Raw genomic sequence first — 16,128 nt, 5'->3', positions numbered from 1 at the left:
CGTACATTCGGAGTAAAACGCCTGGCGACGGCCCTCTCGGATCCGCCGAGCGCTGTGTGCTCCGGACGGGCCGCTGACCGCCGAGCGCCCCGGACCGCTCTAGTCCAGCCCCGACACCTTGAACACCGTCTGCGCCGTCTCACGGTCGATCCGTTCCGAGACACGGCGCAGCGCGGTCGTCCCGCACGTCAGGGTGTCATGGGCGGCGGAGGTGCGGGCGTCCTCGTCGAGGCGGCGCCACAGCGGGGGGTTGGCGACCAGGACACGGGGATCGATCTCGACGCGCGCGCCGAAAGTGTCCCGCAGGACGAGCCGCTGTCCGACCCCTTCCAGACAGCGCACGGACACCAGGTGGTCGGTCCGCACCCGCTGCGCGCGCAGTAGTCCGCGCGAGGCCAGCCAGCCCTCACCGGCGGCGACCCGGGCGGGGTAGAGCACCAGCAACAGCAGCACCGCGACCGCGACCCACAGCAGGGCGCGCAGGTCATTGAGGGTGCCGGCGCCCCAGTCGATCAGCAGCAGAAGGGCGAGGAGGGCGGCCGAGCAGCGGATCGAGCTGCGCAGGTCCTGTGCCCACCGGCGGTCGTGCGCCACCTCCGCGGAGGGGTGCGCGTGGGCGTCGGCCGCGTCCCGCGCGTCGTTGCGGCGTTCCATACGACTGACGGTAGAGAGCCGGGGGGCCGGGGGCAGCACACCTTGACGCGTCTCTGACGGGCTTCGGCGTCAAGGATGCGCCAAGGTTCGGGGTTTCGGCGCGAAGAACGCGCAAGAGACGTGCGTACGCGGCCATGGGTGGCCGGGCGTCCCGCTGATCCGCCTCGCCTCCGCGCGCCGAGCCCTGGGCCGCCCGATCGCCTCGTACGTACGCGGAATCGCCGAGCCCAGCACTCGCGTCACCGTCCTGATCCCCGAGGTGGAGCCCGACCGGCTGTGGCAGCGGCTGCTGCAGAACCAGCGGGGCGCCGTGGTCGCGCACGCCGTGCGCAGGGACACGGACGCGGTGATCTGCAGGCTCCGGTTCCGCCTTTCCTGACCTTGGTTCGACCGCGGCCGTAAGAGATGCGTCAAGGGCGTATGGGCCCCCGTAAGGGAGGCGTCAACGGCGGTCGAATCCGGCCACGGAGGGGCTTTCCTCTAACCGTCAGTTCAATCCGGACCTCATCCAGGAGCTCACGATGGCCGACGTGGCCTTCGTCGTCACCACGATCGCGGTGTTCGCGCTGGTGGCCCTCGTCGCCAAGGGGGTGACGAAGCTGTGACCGCCGAAAACATCGTCGGCCTGGTCGTGGCCGTCGCCCTGCTGGGCTATCTCGTCCTCGCCCTCGTCTTCCCGGAGAGGTTCTGAGCACCAACATGAGCCCCGTCCTCGCAGGCGTCCTCCAGCTGCTCGCGCTCATAGCGGCACTGGCACTCGCCTACCGTCCCCTCGGCGACTACATGGCCAAGGTCTACTCCTCCGACAAGCACCTGCGCGTCGAGAAGTGGATCTACAAGGGCATCGGCGCCAACCCGAACGCCGAGATGCGCCGGCCCGCCTACCTGCGCGGCGTCCTCGCCTTCTCTGCCGTCAGCGTCCTCTTCCTCTACCTGCTGCAGCGCATCCAGGGCCACCTGCCCGGGTCGCTCGGCTTCTCCGCCATCGACCCGGACCAGGCGTTCAACACCGCCGCGTCCTTCGTGACGAACACCAACTGGCAGTCGTACTACGGCGAGCAGGCCATGGGCCACGTCGTACAGACCGCCGGTCTGGCCGTCCAGAACTTCGTCTCCGCGGCCGTCGGCATCGCGGTGGCCGTCGCGCTGGTGCGCGGCTTCTCCCGCTCCCGCACCGGTGAGCTCGGCAACTTCTGGGCCGACCTGGTGCGCGGCACGATCCGCATCCTGCTGCCGCTCGCCGTCGTCGCAGCGATCATCCTCGTGGCGTGCGGCGCGATCCAGAACTTCTCCGGGATCCACTCGATCGGGCAGTTCACGGGCGGCTCGCAGCAGTGGAACGGCGGCGCGGTCGCCTCGCAGGAGGCCATCAAGGAGGTGGGCACCAACGGCGGCGGCTACTTCAACGCCAACAGCGCGCACCCCTTCGAGAACCCCACCCCGTTCTCGAACCTCTTCGAGATCTTCCTGATGCTGGTCATCCCGTTCTCGCTGACCCGCACCTTCGGCCGCATGGTCGGCTCGCTGCGCCAGGGTTACGCGATCCTCGCCACGATGGCCACGATCTGGGTTGGCTTCATCGCCCTGATGATGTGGACCGAGTTCGCCCACCACGGCCCGGCGTTCCAGATCGCGGGCGGCGCGATGGAGGGCAAGGAGACCCGCTTCGGCATCGGCGCCTCGTCGATCTTCTCGATCTCCACGACGCTCACCTCGACCGGTGCGGTGGACTCCTTCCACTCCTCCAACACCGGCCTGGGCGGCGGCCTGAACCTGCTGGGCATGCAGCTCGGCGAGATCGCGCCCGGTGGCACAGGCTCCGGCCTCTACGGCATGCTGATCATGGCGATCATCGCGGTGTTCATCGCCGGTCTGATGGTCGGCCGCACCCCCGAGTACCTGGGCAAGAAGATCGGCACCCGCGAGATCAAGTTCGCGGCCTGCTACATCCTCATCACCCCGGCGCTGGTGCTCGTCTTCACCGCCGCGGCGATGGCCCTGCCGACCCCGGGCAACTCGATGACCAACAGCGGGGCGCACGGCTTCTCCGAGATCCTGTACGCCTACACCTCGGGCGCCAACAACAACGGCTCGGCCTTCGCGGGGCTGAACGCGGACACCCAGTGGTTCAACACCACCATCGGGCTCGCCATGCTGCTCGGCCGCTTCCTGCCGATGGTGTTCGTCCTCGCCCTGGCCGGTTCGCTCGCCGAGCAGAAGCCGGTCCCGGCGACCGCGGGCACCCTGCGCACCGAGAAGCCGCTGTTCGCCGGTCTCCTCGTCGGCGCGATCCTGATCATCACCGGTCTGACCTACTTCCCGGCCCTCGCGCTGGGTCCGCTGGCCGAGGGGCTGGCGTCATGACCACTCGTACAGAGAAGCAAGAGGACTCGATGTCCACAGCCACTCCGACCCGGGCGCCGCACCAGGACGTGCCGACCGGCCACAAGGACGAAGGACGCGTCGGCGCGGGTCTGTTCGACCCGAAGCAGCTGCTCAAGTCGCTGCCGGACGCCTTCCGCAAGCTCGACCCGCGGGTGATGGTGAAATCACCTGTCATGTTCGTGGTCCTTGTCGGCTCGGTCCTGACGACCGTCTTCTCCTTCAAGGACCCGAGCGACTGGTTCGGCTGGGCCATCAGCGCCTGGCTGTGGCTGACCGTGATCTTCGCCAACCTGGCGGAGGCGGTGGCCGAGGGCCGCGGCAAGGCGCAGGCGGACACCCTGCGCAAGGCCAAGACCGACACGGTCGCGCGTCGGCTGTCCAAGGACGGCAAGACCGAGGAGCAGGTCCCCGGCACCGAGCTGCGCGTCGGTGACCTGGTCGTCTGCGAGGCGGGCGACATCATCCCCGGCGACGGTGACGTCGTCGAGGGCGTGGCGTCCGTCGACGAGTCGGCCATCACCGGTGAGTCGGCGCCCGTCATCCGCGAGTCCGGCGGCGACCGCTCGGCCGTCACCGGCGGTACGAAGGTCCTCTCCGACCGGATCGTCATCAAGATCACGACGAAGCCGGGCGAGACCTTCATCGACCGCATGATCTCCCTCGTCGAGGGCGCCGCACGCCAGAAGACGCCCAACGAGATCGCGTTGAACATCCTGCTGGCCTCGCTGACGATCGTCTTCCTGCTCGCGGTGGCGACCCTGCCCCCGTTCGCGGACTACGCGGGGACGCACCTCACGATGGTCGTGCTGGTGGCGCTGCTCGTCTGCCTGATCCCGACCACCATCGGCGCGCTGCTCTCCGCTATCGGCATCGCGGGCATGGACCGGCTGGTGCAGCGCAATGTCCTGGCCATGTCGGGTCGTGCGGTCGAGGCCGCCGGTGACGTCTCGACGCTGCTCCTCGACAAGACCGGCACCATCACCCTCGGCAACCGCCAGGCTTCGGAGTTCGTGCCCGTGAGCGGCACCACCGAGGCCGAGGTCGCCGACGCCGCCCAGCTCTCCTCGCTGGCCGACGAGACGCCCGAGGGCCGCTCCATCGTCGTACTGGCGAAGGAGGAGTACGGGCTGCGCGAGCGGCACCAGGGCGAGCTGGCCGGTGCTGAGTGGATCGCCTTCACCGCCCAGACCCGGATGTCGGGTGTGGACGTCGACGGGCGCAAGATCCGCAAGGGCGCGGCCGGTTCGGTCATCGCCTGGGTCAAGGAGCGGGGCGGCGAGGTGTCCGAGGACGCCGACACTCTGGCCAACCGGATCTCCGAGGCGGGCGGCACGCCGCTGCTCGTGGCCATCGAAGACACGGACGGCGCCCGGGTGTTGGGCGTCATCCACCTCAAGGACGTCGTCAAGGACGGCATGCGCGAGCGGTTCGACGAGCTGCGCCGCATGGGCATCAAGACCGTCATGATCACGGGTGACAACCCGCTGACGGCCAAGGCGATCGCCGAAGAGGCGGGTGTCGACGACTTCCTCGCGGAGGCGACTCCCGAGGACAAGATGGCGCTCATCAAGCGCGAGCAGGCCGGCGGCAAGCTCGTCGCGATGACCGGTGACGGTACGAACGATGCCCCGGCCCTCGCGCAGGCGGACGTCGGCGTGGCGATGAACACGGGTACGTCGGCCGCCAAGGAGGCCGGCAACATGGTCGACCTCGACTCGAACCCGACCAAGCTCATCGAGATCGTCGAGATCGGCAAGCAACTCCTCATCACTCGGGGCGCGTTGACGACGTTCTCGATCGCCAACGACGTCGCGAAGTACTTCGCGATCATCCCGGCGCTGTTCGCGGCGGTCTACCCGGGCCTGGACAAGCTCAACATCATGCACCTGTCCTCGCCGGACTCCGCGATCCTGTCCGCGGTCATCTTCAACGCGCTGATCATCATCGCGCTGGTGCCGCTCGCCCTGCGGGGTGTGCAGTACCGGCCGGTCAGCGCCGACAAGATGCTCCGCCGCAACCTCGGGATCTACGGCCTGGGCGGGCTGATCGCCCCCTTCATCGGCATCAAGATCATCGACCTGCTCATCTCCCTCATCCCCGGGCTGTAACTCTTTGAAAGCGTGCTGATCGCCATGAACAACTCGGTTACGAACACTGCCCGGTTGCTCTGGGCCGGCCTGCGAGCGCTCCTGGTGCTCACGGTGGTGACGGGCGTCCTCTACCCGCTGGCGGTCACCGGTGTCGCCCAAGGTCTGTTCCACGACAAGGCCAACGGCTCGGAGATCAAGGCGGGCGGCAAGGTCGTCGGCTCCTCGCTCATCGGTCAGGCGTACAACCTGCCGCTGAAGAAGGGCCAGGAGACCCCGGAGCCCGACCTGAAGTGGTTCCAGGGCCGCCCGCAGAACGGGCTGGGTGTGAACTCGGTCAACACGCAGTACAAGCTGATCCTGTCCGGCGCCACCAACCGTTCCGGTGACAATGCCGACCTGATCAAGTGGGTCATGGACGCCAAGGCCGCGGTCATCAAGGACAACTCGACCTCGGACTACAAGGTCAAGCCGTCCGACGTCCCCGCCGAGGCGGTGACGTCCTCCGGCTCTGGCCTGGACCCGGACATCTCCCCGGACTACGCGGACATCCAGGTCCACCGCGTCGCGGTGAAGAACGGGCTCTCCGTCGCCCAGGTCCAGAAGCTGGTCGACGAGCACACCGACGGCCGCACCCTCGGCTTCATCGGCGAGCCCCGCGTCAACGTCCTGGAACTCAACATCGCGCTCAAGGAACTCGTGGCGAAGAGCTGATGGCCTTACGCGCACCACGCGGGAGTTGGCGGCCGAGGACACCTCTCGTGTTCGTCAACTCCCGCAGCCATGAGGCCGGTTGCTCACTCTCCAGCCCTCCGTGCAACGCTCCGCACACGTTCAAGAGGAAAGGCGCACACCGATGACGCGGGTGCTGGTGGTGGAGGACGATCCACAGCTCGTACGGGCGCTCGTGATCAACATGCAGGCCCGCGGGTACGGAGTCGACGCCGCCCCCGACGGCGCCACCGCGCTCCGGCTCGCCGCCGCGCGCCGGCCCGATGTGGTCGTACTGGACCTCGGGCTGCCTCGGTGCGGCACCGGGCGTCGGGAAGACGTACGCGATGCTCTCCTAAAGGGGCGCGGGGAACTGCGCAGTCTTTTAAGCGGGGGTCTGGGGGCGGCAGCCCCCAGGGGCGGGACGGGTAGGGGCGGCGGGGGCGACGAAACCTCCCTCAGCCCAAGCCGACGCGGGCCCCCGCGCTCCACCGTCCCAGCACCGGCTCCGCAAGTGTCCGTGCCGCCAGGCACAGGGTCTGCCCGTGTCGGGCGAAGAGTTCGTCGCGGGAGGTGAAGCGGCCGAGGTCCAGGCGGACTTGGGCGGAGAAGTCACAGACGGTTCCCGGGCCGCCGGCGCAGCTCGCGGACGTTCCGCCGTCCCAGTCGACCGCCGTACGGGCCACCGCGTCGAAAAGGGTCTCGCCGCCCTTGTTGGTGAAGTGGCCGGACGTCGCGCTCAGTTCGGTCAGGGTTCCGAAGAGCTCGGCGATCGGGACCCATTCCTCTTCCAGGAGGAACTCGGGCCACGCCAGCAGCACTTGCTCCGGCACGAGCGGCTTGAGGCGAGGGAAGCGCGGATACCAGAAGGAGCCGTCCACCAGCAGTCCCCGCACCCGCGTGGGAACATCCAGCGCCCGCGCGACCGCTTCGAGCACCGCCATCCGCTGGCTGCACGACCCGCGCCCGAGCTCCAGCGTCCGCGAGGCGCGGCGCAGGTCGTCCACTGAGTAGACGGGCCGCACCTCGCGCGCGATGATCCCGTGAGCCACGCGCAGCGACGCGCGGGCGTCTCCGTTCCCCGGGATCCGCTCCACCAACGCCCGGACGACCGAGTGTTCCCAGTCCAGGATCGCGGTGGGCCGCGTCGAGCCGCGTACGGGTTCGGGTGTCCCGGCCCGTACGGCATTCGCGCGCCGGTACGGCATCAACAGGCGGCTGGTCATGTCCGTCCCCCATGTCCCCGTGACTGATCCCCGGCCATCATCACACGGGCCCGGCCCACGAGTTCAGGACCGCGGGAGCAGCAGCCGGAACGTACAGCCCTTCCCCGGCGCGGTGTCCAGTTCCAGACGGCCACCGTGCCCTTGAGCGATCGCGGCGGCGATGGCGAGCCCGAGCCCGCTGCCGCCCTGGCTGCGCGACCGGGACTGGGACCGGGATCGGGATCGGGATCGGGACGGGTCCGCCCGGTAGAAGCGCTCGAAGACGCGCTGGGCATCCTCGGGGGCCAGCCCAGGCCCTCGTCGACGATCTCCAGTACGCCGACAGCCGTCCCGTACGGCAGGGGCGGTGACGCGCCGGTGCCACCCGGCCCGTCCACCCCGCCGGTGTCCGGCCCCACCAGGCCCGTACCGACGCGTACGTGGACGGGCGTGCCCGCGGGAGTGTGCGTGCGCGCGTTGGACAGCGGGTTCTCGACGACCTGCCGCAGCCGGTGCGGATCGCCGAGGGTCTCCACGACCTCCAGCTCATCTCCCGTACACAGCGGATCGAGGCCGATCGGACGCCCGCGGCTGCCCAGCGCGGCGGCGCTCACGGCGTCGGCGGCGAGGGACAGCAGGTCGACGGGTTCCCGGCGGTAGGAGGGTTCCTGGTCGAGTTGGGCGAGCAGTTGCAGGTCGTCGACGAGCAGGCTCATGCGTTCCGCGTTCTGGGCGATCAGCCGGTTCGCCTCGCGCCGGCCCTCGGCGGACTGCTGCTCGTGGCGTAGCGCCAGTTCGGCGAAGCCCTGGATCGTGGTGAGCGGCGTACGCAGTTCGTGCCCGGCGTCGGCGACGAAGCGGCGCAGCCGGGCCTCGGAGGTCTCGCTCTCGCGCAGGGCGCCCTGGAGCCGTTCGAGCATGGTGTTCAGGACCCGGCCGAGCCGTCCGGTCTCGGTGCGTTCGTCGGTGTCGTGCAGCCGCAGGTCGAGGTTGCCGTCGGTTGACTGAGACGGGATGCACGGGCCCGTCGCACGCTAGGGAAGCGGTGTGGGAGGCCCCGGGACGAATGCTGGGAGATCCCTGTGGACCGAAAATGGGGAGAGCCGCGACGGGGTTGGATGAAGACTGCAGGGCATGACACTGCAGGACATGACCCTTCTGAAGGAACCGCCCACTCTGGTCTGGCCCACGGCGACGGTGCGGGACTCGTACCTGTCCGGTGAGCGCGCCGACTGCGTGGCCGAAGGACGCGCCATGGAGTGGCTGGGCCCGGCAGCCGACGACTTCGACGCCTTCGTCGCACAGCGCCGCGGCGAACAGATCCGGTGGGGCGTGCCGTCGACCCTGTTCTGGTACGTCTCCGGTGAGCACTACCTCGGCACGCTCGTCGTACGGCACGAGCTGACACCCGAGTTGGCCGAGGCCGGCGGCCATGTCGGCTATCACGTCGTCCGACCGTGGCGCCGCCAGGGACACGCGACGCGGATGCTCGCCGCGGGGCTCGCCGAGTGCCGCCGCCTGGGCCTCGACCGCGTCCTGCTGACCTGCGACGTCGACAATGAGCCGTCCCGGCGGGTCATCCGGGCCAACGGCGGCATACCCGACGGTCAGGCACACGGCGAGGACCGCTTCTGGATCACCCTCGGAGCCGCTTGATCAGCCGGTGAGCCGTTTGACCGTCCCCAGCTGCTTCCACTTGCCTCCGACGAGGCGGTCGACCCACACCGGACGGCCTTGCGCCTGGTGCCCCTTGAAGGTGTAGGTCCCAAGGAGCCCGTCGGACTTGACCGTCTCCAGGCTGGCCCGGAGCTGTGTACGGGCGCTGTCCGCGTCCGGCCGCTTCCCGTCGCCCAGCACCTGGTCGATCCCCGCCGCGACGGCGAGCGTGGCGTCGTACAACTCGGCTGTACCGCGGTACTTCAGCAGTTTCTTCAGCTCGGCGTCGTCCGTGCACAGCTTGGGGAAATCCGTGCAGTCGGGCTTTTGCGTCTCGTCGTTGAAGGTGCGGAAGCGGAGACTGCCGTCCGGCAGCTGCTTGTCCTGCCGGGCGAACATCTCGAAGTCGTCCGAGATGTCGCAGGCCGACGCATAGCTGGTGTGGACGGCGATGAGCGTGCCGCGGTCCCGCACGGTCGGGACGATGTGCTCGTCGCCGCCGCCGGCCCGCAGATCGGCCACGGTCACGGCGTCCGGCCGCGCCTTGTCCAGATCCGTCGCGATCTGGCTCGCGCTCATGCCGTCGGACCCCTTCTGCGAGGGCAGCGGCAGCGCGGCGAGCCCGGCCGCGCGCAGACCGTGCCCGAAGGTGTCCTTGTCGGTGTCCGTGTCCCAGTAACTCTCCGACGTCTCCACGACCTTGCCGACGCCATACGCTCCCGCGAGGTAGCGGGCCGCCTGCTGCCCCACCTCGAACTCCGTTGCGGGAAGGGCGTATTCGTAGTCCGGGTCGCCCCCGGGATCGCAGACGTCGACCACGGCCATCTCCTGTGACCAGTCGGCATCGACGCCCGCGAAGTCGTCGACGGCACCGACGAGGCCGATCATTCCCGGGTGCTGCTCCAGCAGCTTCTCCGCGGGTGTCTGCCTGTAGTCCTCCACGGCGACGACGTTCACCGGGGTCTTCCGCTTCGCCCGGCGCTCGGCCTCCTTCAACGCGGCCCTCACGACCTGCGTGCGGATCCGGGGCACCTCCCCGTGCTCGTCGTCTCCCCAGTCGTAGGCGACACCCAGCGTGTACGACTTCGGCGCCGCGGACGTCTTCTCGGCCGCCGGGTCCTGGGCCCGGCCGTCACTCTCGTCGCCGTCCGAAGACGACATGCTCAGGCCGATCCCCGTCGGAATGCCGAGGGCGAGCAGGGCGGCGACGGTGGCGAGCACGGGGGTGCGGCGCGGGCGACGCGGGGTGGAGGGCGCCGGGGACGCGGGGATCCAGGGGGATTGCTTCGCGTCCTCCTTCGAGACCTCCTTGGCCACGGGCTGGGGGACGGGCGCGGGCGGCTTGGCGTCCGCGGGAGTTGCTTCCCGTACGACAGGAGGTACCGGAGCAGGAGGAGCGGGATCAGGAGCAGGAGGAGCCGGCGGCTGCGCCGCCGCCTCTATGCGCGCGAGCGCCGCATGCGCGTCGGCGGGCCGGTCGTCCGGGTCCTTGGCCATCAGGTCGAGGACCAACCGGTCGATGGCGGGGGTGAGTTCGGTACGCGCCCGACTCGGCCGCAGGGGTTCGTCGTGCAGGTGGTTGTACATGATGCCCGCCGCGTCCCCGACGAATGGGGGCCTGCCGACAAGGAGTTCGTACAGGACACAGCCGACGGCGTAGAGGTCGGTACGCCCGTCACCCCGGCGCTGGTGGAAACGCTCGGGCGCCATGTACTGAACGCTGCCGAAGGGGAGCTGGCCGGTGTGGGTCAACCGCGGGTCGGTGGCCCGGAATTCGGTGAACTTGGCGATCCCGAAGTCGACGATCTTGGCCACGGACGCGTCGCCTTCGCCGGTGACCATGATGTTGGCGGGCTTGATGTCCCGGTGCACGACCCCGGCGGCGTGCGCGGCGCCGAGCCCGCGGCACACGTCGGCGGTCCACCGCAACGCGTCCCTGACCGGCACGCGCCCGCTCTCCCGCAGGATCTCCTCCAGCGTGCGCCCCTCGACGAGAGCCATCACGAGATACGGGCTGTCGCCGTCCGTTCCGTGATCGTGCACGGCGACGATGTGGGGGCTGTCGAGAGCCGCGGCGACCCGGGCCTCGCGCCGGAACCGGGCGAGCGCTTCGCCCCGGTCGCTGCCGTCGCCCCTGGCGGGCAGCAGGATCTTGACCGCCACCTCGCGGTCCAACTCCTCGTCCCGGGCCCGCCAGACCTCGCCCATGCCGCCGGAGCCGAGGAGTTCGATCAGTTCGTATCGGTCGTCGAGTCGTCGTCCGCGCACGGGGCAGGACTTTACGGCGGTGGGCAGGACGCGGAGGGCGCCGGGGGTGAGTTCCACCCACCCCTCACATCCCCCTGCGTCGTGCTCAGACCTGCGTCGTGCTCAGACTTGCGTCGTGCTCAGACGAGGTGGGCGAAGACCACCAGGTTCTCCGTGTAGTCCTTCGCGGCATGGTCGTAGTCACCGGCGCAGGTGATGAGCCGGACCTGGGCATCGGGGGTGTCGGCGTACACGCGCTCATCGGGGAACTCGTCCTTCTCGAAGGTCTCGACACTGTCGACCACGAACGAGGCCGTACGGTCGTCGGCCCTTTCGACGGTGAACTTGTCCCCCTTCTCCAGCTCGCTGAGGCCCGCGAACACGGCCGCGGACGTCGTCGTGTCGACGTGCCCGGCGATGATCGACGCACCCCTCTCTCCGGGGGTGACGCCGCCTGCGTACCAGCCGACCAGGTTCACGTCGTCGGCGGGCGGGGGGTCGAGCCGGCCCGAGGAGTCGATGGTGAGGGCGGTGAAGGGGGCATCCACCTCGATCTTCGGGATGAGCAGCCGCGTCGGCTTGGACCGCGGCAGAGGTGTGCCCGTCTTCCCCATGGCGGGCGCGGCCGACGACGTCGGCGCGGGTGCCGCCGCGGTCCGGTGCCCAGGGGATTGGTCCGACGTCGTGCCAGGGCCGCCGAACAGGCTCAGCGCCAGGAACACGATTCCGGCGCACCACACGATCAACGGCACGCCGGGGCGGCCCTTCTTGGGCGGCACGGATCGGATCTCGACAGGGGAGGACAACCGGGCTGCCATCGGGCACCACCTCACTGGATCAGGGCAGCAGAGCGGACACAGCAATAGACAAGGGAGTAGACAAGGCAAGAGACACAGCAATGAGAGGGCCAGCCGGGCCGCCACGAGGTGCGCAGGCGACGGCCCAGGCTGTTATGTCACCTATGTCGTCAGACATGGGTCAGGCCGCACCACCCTCCACGCTCCTGCGGCGCAGCGCGTACGCACCCGCGCCGGCGACCGCCAGGACCGCCAGCCCGCCGGCCGTGACACCCGGCGAGGCGAGCCCGCCGCCACCGGTGTGCATGCCGCCCCTGGGCTTGCCGTGGTCGGAGTCCGAGTCGTCCTTGCCGTAGCCGGAGTCCGAGTCGTCCTTGCCGTGGCCGGAGTCGGAGTCCTTGTAGCTCTCCGGGTCGAACTTCTTGTCTCCGCCGTCGTCCTTGCTCCAGTCGTCACCCTTGATGGCGGTCAGCGCGCCGCCGCCGGTGTGTACGCCGCCCTTGGGCTTGTCGTGGTCGGAGTCCGAGTCGTCCTTGCCGTAGCCGGAGTCCGAGTCGTCCTTGCCGTGATCGGAGTCCGAGTCGCCCCCGTCGGAGTAGGAGTCGTCCTTGCCGTGATCGGAGTCGTCCTTCTTCTCGTCGTCGCCCTTGCTCCAGTCGTCACCCTTGATGGCGGTCAGCGCGCCGCCACCGGCGTGTACGCCGCCCTTGGGCTTGTCGTGGTCGGAGCCGTGGTCGGAGTCCGAGTCGCCCCCGTCGGAGTAGGAGTCGTCCTTGCCATGGCCGGAGTCGTCCCCGTGGTCGGAGTCGTCCTTCTCCTCGTCGTCGCCCTTGCTCCAGTCATCACCCGTGACGGCGGTCAGCGCACCGCCACCCGTGTGCACCCCACCGTTGGGCTTGTCGTGGCTGCTGTCCTTGTCGTGCTCCTTGCTGTAGGAAGAGTCATCGCTGTCCCAGTCACCGGCGGTGGCGGCATAGGCGCCTGGAGCGCCGATCGCGAGGGCGGCCGTGGCCGTCGCGGTGGCGAGGAGCATGCGGGCAGATCGCATCGTCGAGTCCTTCCGTCGCAGCCGGGCAGCTGACACCACGTCAGCGTTGTGAGAACCCGGCCCCGACGTGATCCACCGTCAGGCTGTCCCGCCCCGCGCACCACTCGAGCCGCTCACCTGGCGCACCGCTGAGGTCACGCCCACCAGCCCCCCAGCCGCCCGCCCCGCCCGCCCCGAACCGTCCTGACCTGCCATTTCGCCCTACACCGTCCACCCGCATCCCGCCCTGCGCCACGCCGCGGGTATTACCCGATCGGCCGCAACACGAGTGCGCACGCGCACGGCATCCAAGGAGGCGTCAGGACTGCCTGGGCCATGGGAAGTCGGGCACCGGGTCGTTTCGGGGGCGGCTCCGGGCTGCCGGGAATGGCACCGGGTGGCCGGGATCGGCACCGGGCCGCCGGGATCGGCTCCCGCCGGGTCTCCGACCGCGGCACACCCCCACGTACAGGAAACGTCGACGGCGTACGGCGCGGTCGAGCCCGCGCCCGCCCATGTGCCGGTGCCGCCGGCCCGGCGAGCGCCGGCGCGCCCCGTAGGCCGGATCCGGTCGCCACGATCACCGTCCTCACCCGGCGCGCCGAGCCCGCGGTGTCGGTGACGGTCTTTACACCTTCTGCCCGGCGTCGGCCTCTACACCTTCTGCCCGGCGTCGGCCTCTACACCTTCTGCCCGGCGTCGGCCTCTACGCCTCCTGCCCGGCGTCGGCCTCTACGCCCCCTGCTGGGCGTCGATCTCGGCGATCAGGGCCTCGATGCGCGTCTTGATCTCGTCCCGGATGGGGCGGACGGCCTCGACGCCCTTGCCCGCCGGGTCCTCGAGGGCCCAGTCGAGGTACTTCTTGCCGGGGAAGATCGGGCAGGCGTCGCCGCAGCCCATGGTGATGACGTAGTCGGACGCCTGGACAGCCTCGGTGGTGAGGATCTTCGGCTTGGCGTCGGCGATGTCGACGCCGACCTCCTTCATCGCCTCGACCGCGGCCGGGTTGACCTGGTCGCCCGGGACGGATCCGGCGGAGCGGACCTCGATCCGGTCGCCCGCGAGGTGGTCGAGGAAACCGGCGGCCATCTGCGAGCGCCCGGCGTTGTGGACGCAGACGAACAGCACGGAGGCGAGCGGGCTGGAGGACATGGGTTCTTCCTTCGCGATGTGGGTCAAGCAAGTGGTGCGGGTACGGAGTTCAGGTGCTGAGCAGGGAGGCCGGCAGCTCGGTGATGTGGGCGTCGATCTCGTCGCGGATGCCCCGGACGACGGCGATCGGGGCACCCTAGGGGTCGGTCACCGGCCAGTCCATAGCGGCGGCCCGGCAGGATCGGGAGCGCCGCCGCACCCCATCGTGATGACGTGGGTGCGGACACGGGCGCGGGCGTGCTCGGCGAGGCGGTCGTAGGAGTCGATGATCAGGCGCTGGATGGTCTCCGGCTCGAAGCGCCCCCGGTAGCGGAGGGCGAGACGGGCGATGCCGGCCGCGAGGCGTTCGTCCCACAGGACAGGGGGCGGGGATGCGGACATGGGAACCCCCTTCGGGGCGTGGGTCCCAACGGGTGCTGGGGTGCGGGTCCGAAGTATCAGTCCGGGCTGGTATCAGTCCGAAGTGATGTGACACTATCAGCCCATGATGACGTCGGTCGACACTGATCTGATGCGGGTTCTCGGTGACCCGCTCCGGTTCCAGATCGTCGCCTTGCTCGCCAAGGAGACGCTCTGTACCACGCACCTGATCGAGGAGACGGGGGCCAAGCAGACCAACCTCTCCAACCATCTGAAGGTGCTGCGCGAGGCCGGGGTCGTGGAGACGGAACCCTGCGGCCGGTTCACCTACTACCGGCTGAAGCCCGACGTCATCGCCTCGCTCGCCGGTCACTTCGTCGACCTCGCGGAGACCGCGCGCGCCACCGCCGAGCACAACGTCAAGCGGTCCTGCCCCTGATCTCCGCCCCTACGGCGACTGCACCGAGGAGTCCTGTTGACCGCCACCGAGGCCACCGAGCACGACAGAGCCGCGGAATCCGCCCTGGCCCCCGACGCGCCCGGCACCGATCCGCGGCCCGCTCCGGGCGCCACCACGCCCCAGGCTCCTCCGCTGATCGCCAAGGCCGCGGCCGAACTGGTCGGCACGGCGGCGCTCGTCGCGGTCGTGGTCGGCTCCGGCATCCAGGCCACCGAACTGACGAAGGACGTCGGCCTGCAGCTGCTGGCCAATTCCACGGCCACCGTCTTCGGCCTCGGCGTGCTGATCACCCTGCTCGGCCCGGTCTCGGGCGCCCACTTCAACCCGGCCGTCACCCTGGCCGAGTGGTGGACCGGCCGCCGTGGAGGCGCCGGGGTCTCGGCGCGTGAGGCGGCCGTCTATGTCCCCGCCCAGATCGTCGGCGCGATCGCGGGTGCCGTCCTGGCCGACGCGATGTTCGGCGAGCCGCTGGTGAAGTGGTCCACCCACGACCGCTCCGCCGGGCACCTGCTGCTCGGTGAGGTCGTCGCCACCGCCGGTCTGATCCTGCTGATCTTCGGTCTGGCCCGCACCGACCGCCTCCGCTTCGCGCCCGTCGCGGTCGCCTCGTACATCGGCGCGGCGTACTGGTTCACCTCGTCCACGTCCTTCGCCAACCCGGCGGTGACGATCGGCCGCGCCTTCACCGACACCTTCGCGGGCATCGCGCCGGGTTCGGTCCCGGCGTTCATCGGCGTCCAACTCGTCGGCGCGGTGGTCGGACTGGCCCTGGTAGCGCTCATCTTCATGCGCGGACGACCGGCCGAATGAGCCGTGGGGCGCCGGGGGTGATGGCCCCTGCGCGTCAACGGCCCCCGTCGGCCAGGGTGAGCTGTCGGCGGTGGAAGTCGAAGTGCTGGGTCGGGTAGCGATAGAGGTCCGCGATGGTCATGACGTCGCGGAAGAACGGGTCCCAGCGGGTGGGGTAGTGCATGCCGAGTGCGAGGCCGGCCTCCGGCTCGGTGTCGAGGCGGCGGTGCAGGGAGGCGACCACACGGTCGAACGCCGTGCCCATGCGGCGGCGGCCGAAGACCCTCGCACCGCCGACCGGGCCCAGGTAGTTGATGACGTCGAAGGGCTTGGTCACGGCGTCGAGGAGTCGGGCGAAGCTCCGGCCGGCGCCACGCGGCAGCCGCGCGAAGATCCGCAGCACAACCAGCAGCGGCCGGATCAGAAGGTAGCCGAAGAGCATGTGAAACAGCAGCTGCTCGTTGGTCCACCGGGTGCCGTCGGTGGGCCGGCGCAAGTCGGCCTCGGTGGCGTCGTCGAGGAGTTGGTGGAACGTCGTACGGGCGCGTTCCAACTCCTCGTGGATCGCGTGACGGTCCACCGGCGGCTCGTCCATGGG

At 69.9% G+C, this 16,128-nt stretch carries 16 protein-coding genes and 3 pseudogenes; 9 read left to right on the top strand and 10 right to left on the bottom strand.

Annotated elements, in window-relative coordinates; translation table 11 throughout:
• Positions 1-99 precede the first annotated feature (99 nt).
• Complete coding sequence (locus tag ACFY0T_RS42185; protein WP_388883556.1) at positions 100-654, bottom strand: hypothetical protein; 555 nt, start codon at positions 652-654, stop codon at positions 100-102.
• A 142-nt stretch (positions 655-796) separates the two neighbouring features.
• On the opposite strand from ACFY0T_RS42185, the pseudogene ACFY0T_RS42180 reads away from it, so the two are divergent.
• The 6 genes and pseudogenes from ACFY0T_RS42180 to ACFY0T_RS42155 form a co-directional block, all read left to right on the top strand.
• Positions 797-1,033 (top strand): annotated as a pseudogene (locus ACFY0T_RS42180) (amino acid permease); the annotation flags it as partial.
• Between the two features lie 222 nt (positions 1,034-1,255).
• Positions 1,256-1,345 carry a K(+)-transporting ATPase subunit F gene (gene kdpF / locus ACFY0T_RS42175; RefSeq protein ID WP_033264828.1) on the top strand — a complete coding sequence of 30 codons (90 nt, stop codon included), beginning with the start codon at positions 1,256-1,258 and terminating at the stop codon, positions 1,343-1,345.
• 8 nt (positions 1,346-1,353) lie between these two features.
• Positions 1,354-3,018, top strand: coding sequence for a potassium-transporting ATPase subunit KdpA (kdpA, locus tag ACFY0T_RS42170; RefSeq protein ID WP_388883554.1), 1,665 nt, complete (start codon positions 1,354-1,356; stop codon positions 3,016-3,018).
• The gene (kdpB, locus tag ACFY0T_RS42165) at positions 3,015-5,147 is read left to right on the top strand and encodes a potassium-transporting ATPase subunit KdpB (RefSeq protein WP_388883552.1); all 2,133 of its coding nucleotides are present in this window, start codon (positions 3,015-3,017) and stop codon (positions 5,145-5,147) included. Before kdpA ends, kdpB begins: the two co-directional genes overlap by 4 nt.
• Before the next feature lie 24 nt (positions 5,148-5,171).
• Positions 5,172-5,840 (top strand): potassium-transporting ATPase subunit C, encoded by a 669-nt coding sequence (locus ACFY0T_RS42160; RefSeq protein ID WP_388883550.1) that lies wholly within the window; start codon positions 5,172-5,174, stop codon positions 5,838-5,840.
• A gap of 142 nt (positions 5,841-5,982) precedes the next feature.
• Positions 5,983-6,150, top strand: a pseudogene (locus tag ACFY0T_RS42155) (response regulator); the annotation flags it as partial.
• Between the two features lie 145 nt (positions 6,151-6,295).
• On the opposite strand, the gene ACFY0T_RS42150 reads toward ACFY0T_RS42155, so the two are convergent.
• From ACFY0T_RS42150 to ACFY0T_RS42140, 3 genes and pseudogenes are all read right to left on the bottom strand, one after another.
• Positions 6,296-7,063 (bottom strand): transglutaminase domain-containing protein, encoded by a 768-nt coding sequence (locus tag ACFY0T_RS42150; protein ID WP_388883548.1) that lies wholly within the window; start codon positions 7,061-7,063, stop codon positions 6,296-6,298.
• A gap of 63 nt (positions 7,064-7,126) precedes the next feature.
• Positions 7,127-7,351: an ATP-binding protein gene (locus ACFY0T_RS42145; protein ID WP_388883618.1), complete on the bottom strand. Its 225-nt coding sequence runs from the start codon at positions 7,349-7,351 to the stop codon at positions 7,127-7,129.
• 416 nt (positions 7,352-7,767) lie between these two features.
• Positions 7,768-7,962: pseudogene (locus ACFY0T_RS42140) on the bottom strand (histidine kinase dimerization/phospho-acceptor domain-containing protein); the annotation flags it as partial.
• Between the two features lie 229 nt (positions 7,963-8,191).
• On the opposite strand from ACFY0T_RS42140, the gene ACFY0T_RS42135 reads away from it, so the two are divergent.
• On the top strand, positions 8,192-8,698 hold the full coding sequence (locus ACFY0T_RS42135; RefSeq protein ID WP_388883546.1) for a GNAT family N-acetyltransferase: 507 nt from the start codon (positions 8,192-8,194) through the stop codon (positions 8,696-8,698).
• On the opposite strand, the gene ACFY0T_RS42130 is transcribed toward ACFY0T_RS42135, so the two are convergent.
• The 5 genes from ACFY0T_RS42130 to ACFY0T_RS42110 form a co-directional block, all read right to left on the bottom strand.
• Positions 8,699-10,966 carry a protein kinase gene (locus ACFY0T_RS42130; protein WP_388883544.1) on the bottom strand — a complete coding sequence of 756 codons (2,268 nt, stop codon included), beginning with the start codon at positions 10,964-10,966 and terminating at the stop codon, positions 8,699-8,701.
• A 119-nt stretch (positions 10,967-11,085) separates the two neighbouring features.
• Positions 11,086-11,763, bottom strand: coding sequence for a class F sortase (locus ACFY0T_RS42125; RefSeq protein ID WP_388883542.1), 678 nt, complete (start codon positions 11,761-11,763; stop codon positions 11,086-11,088).
• A 160-nt stretch (positions 11,764-11,923) separates the two neighbouring features.
• Positions 11,924-12,790 (bottom strand): hypothetical protein, encoded by an 867-nt coding sequence (locus tag ACFY0T_RS42120; RefSeq protein WP_388883540.1) that lies wholly within the window; start codon positions 12,788-12,790, stop codon positions 11,924-11,926.
• 711 nt (positions 12,791-13,501) lie between these two features.
• On the bottom strand, positions 13,502-13,921 hold the full coding sequence (locus ACFY0T_RS42115; protein WP_388883538.1) for an arsenate reductase ArsC: 420 nt from the start codon (positions 13,919-13,921) through the stop codon (positions 13,502-13,504).
• 147 nt (positions 13,922-14,068) lie between these two features.
• Positions 14,069-14,302, bottom strand: coding sequence for a hypothetical protein (locus tag ACFY0T_RS42110; protein WP_388883536.1), 234 nt, complete (start codon positions 14,300-14,302; stop codon positions 14,069-14,071).
• A gap of 103 nt (positions 14,303-14,405) precedes the next feature.
• On the opposite strand from ACFY0T_RS42110, the gene ACFY0T_RS42105 reads away from it, so the two are divergent.
• Together ACFY0T_RS42105 and ACFY0T_RS42100 are read left to right on the top strand one after the other, a co-directional pair.
• Positions 14,406-14,720 carry an ArsR/SmtB family transcription factor gene (locus tag ACFY0T_RS42105; RefSeq protein WP_388883534.1) on the top strand — a complete coding sequence of 105 codons (315 nt, stop codon included), beginning with the start codon at positions 14,406-14,408 and terminating at the stop codon, positions 14,718-14,720.
• A gap of 36 nt (positions 14,721-14,756) precedes the next feature.
• Positions 14,757-15,551, top strand: coding sequence for an aquaporin (locus ACFY0T_RS42100; RefSeq protein ID WP_388883532.1), 795 nt, complete (start codon positions 14,757-14,759; stop codon positions 15,549-15,551).
• Positions 15,552-15,585: 34 nt separating this feature from the next.
• On the opposite strand, the gene ACFY0T_RS42095 is transcribed toward ACFY0T_RS42100, so the two are convergent.
• Positions 15,586-16,125: a DinB family protein gene (locus tag ACFY0T_RS42095; protein ID WP_388883530.1), complete on the bottom strand. Its 540-nt coding sequence runs from the start codon at positions 16,123-16,125 to the stop codon at positions 15,586-15,588.
• Positions 16,126-16,128: the final 3 nt, after the last annotated feature.

It is taken from the genome of Streptomyces sp. NPDC001530, from assembly GCF_042894545.1.
GTDB lineage: Bacteria > Actinomycetota > Actinomycetes > Streptomycetales > Streptomycetaceae > Streptomyces.
The sequence above is the reverse complement of the archived record's forward strand: the minus strand, read 5'-3'. Positions and strand labels throughout refer to the sequence as shown.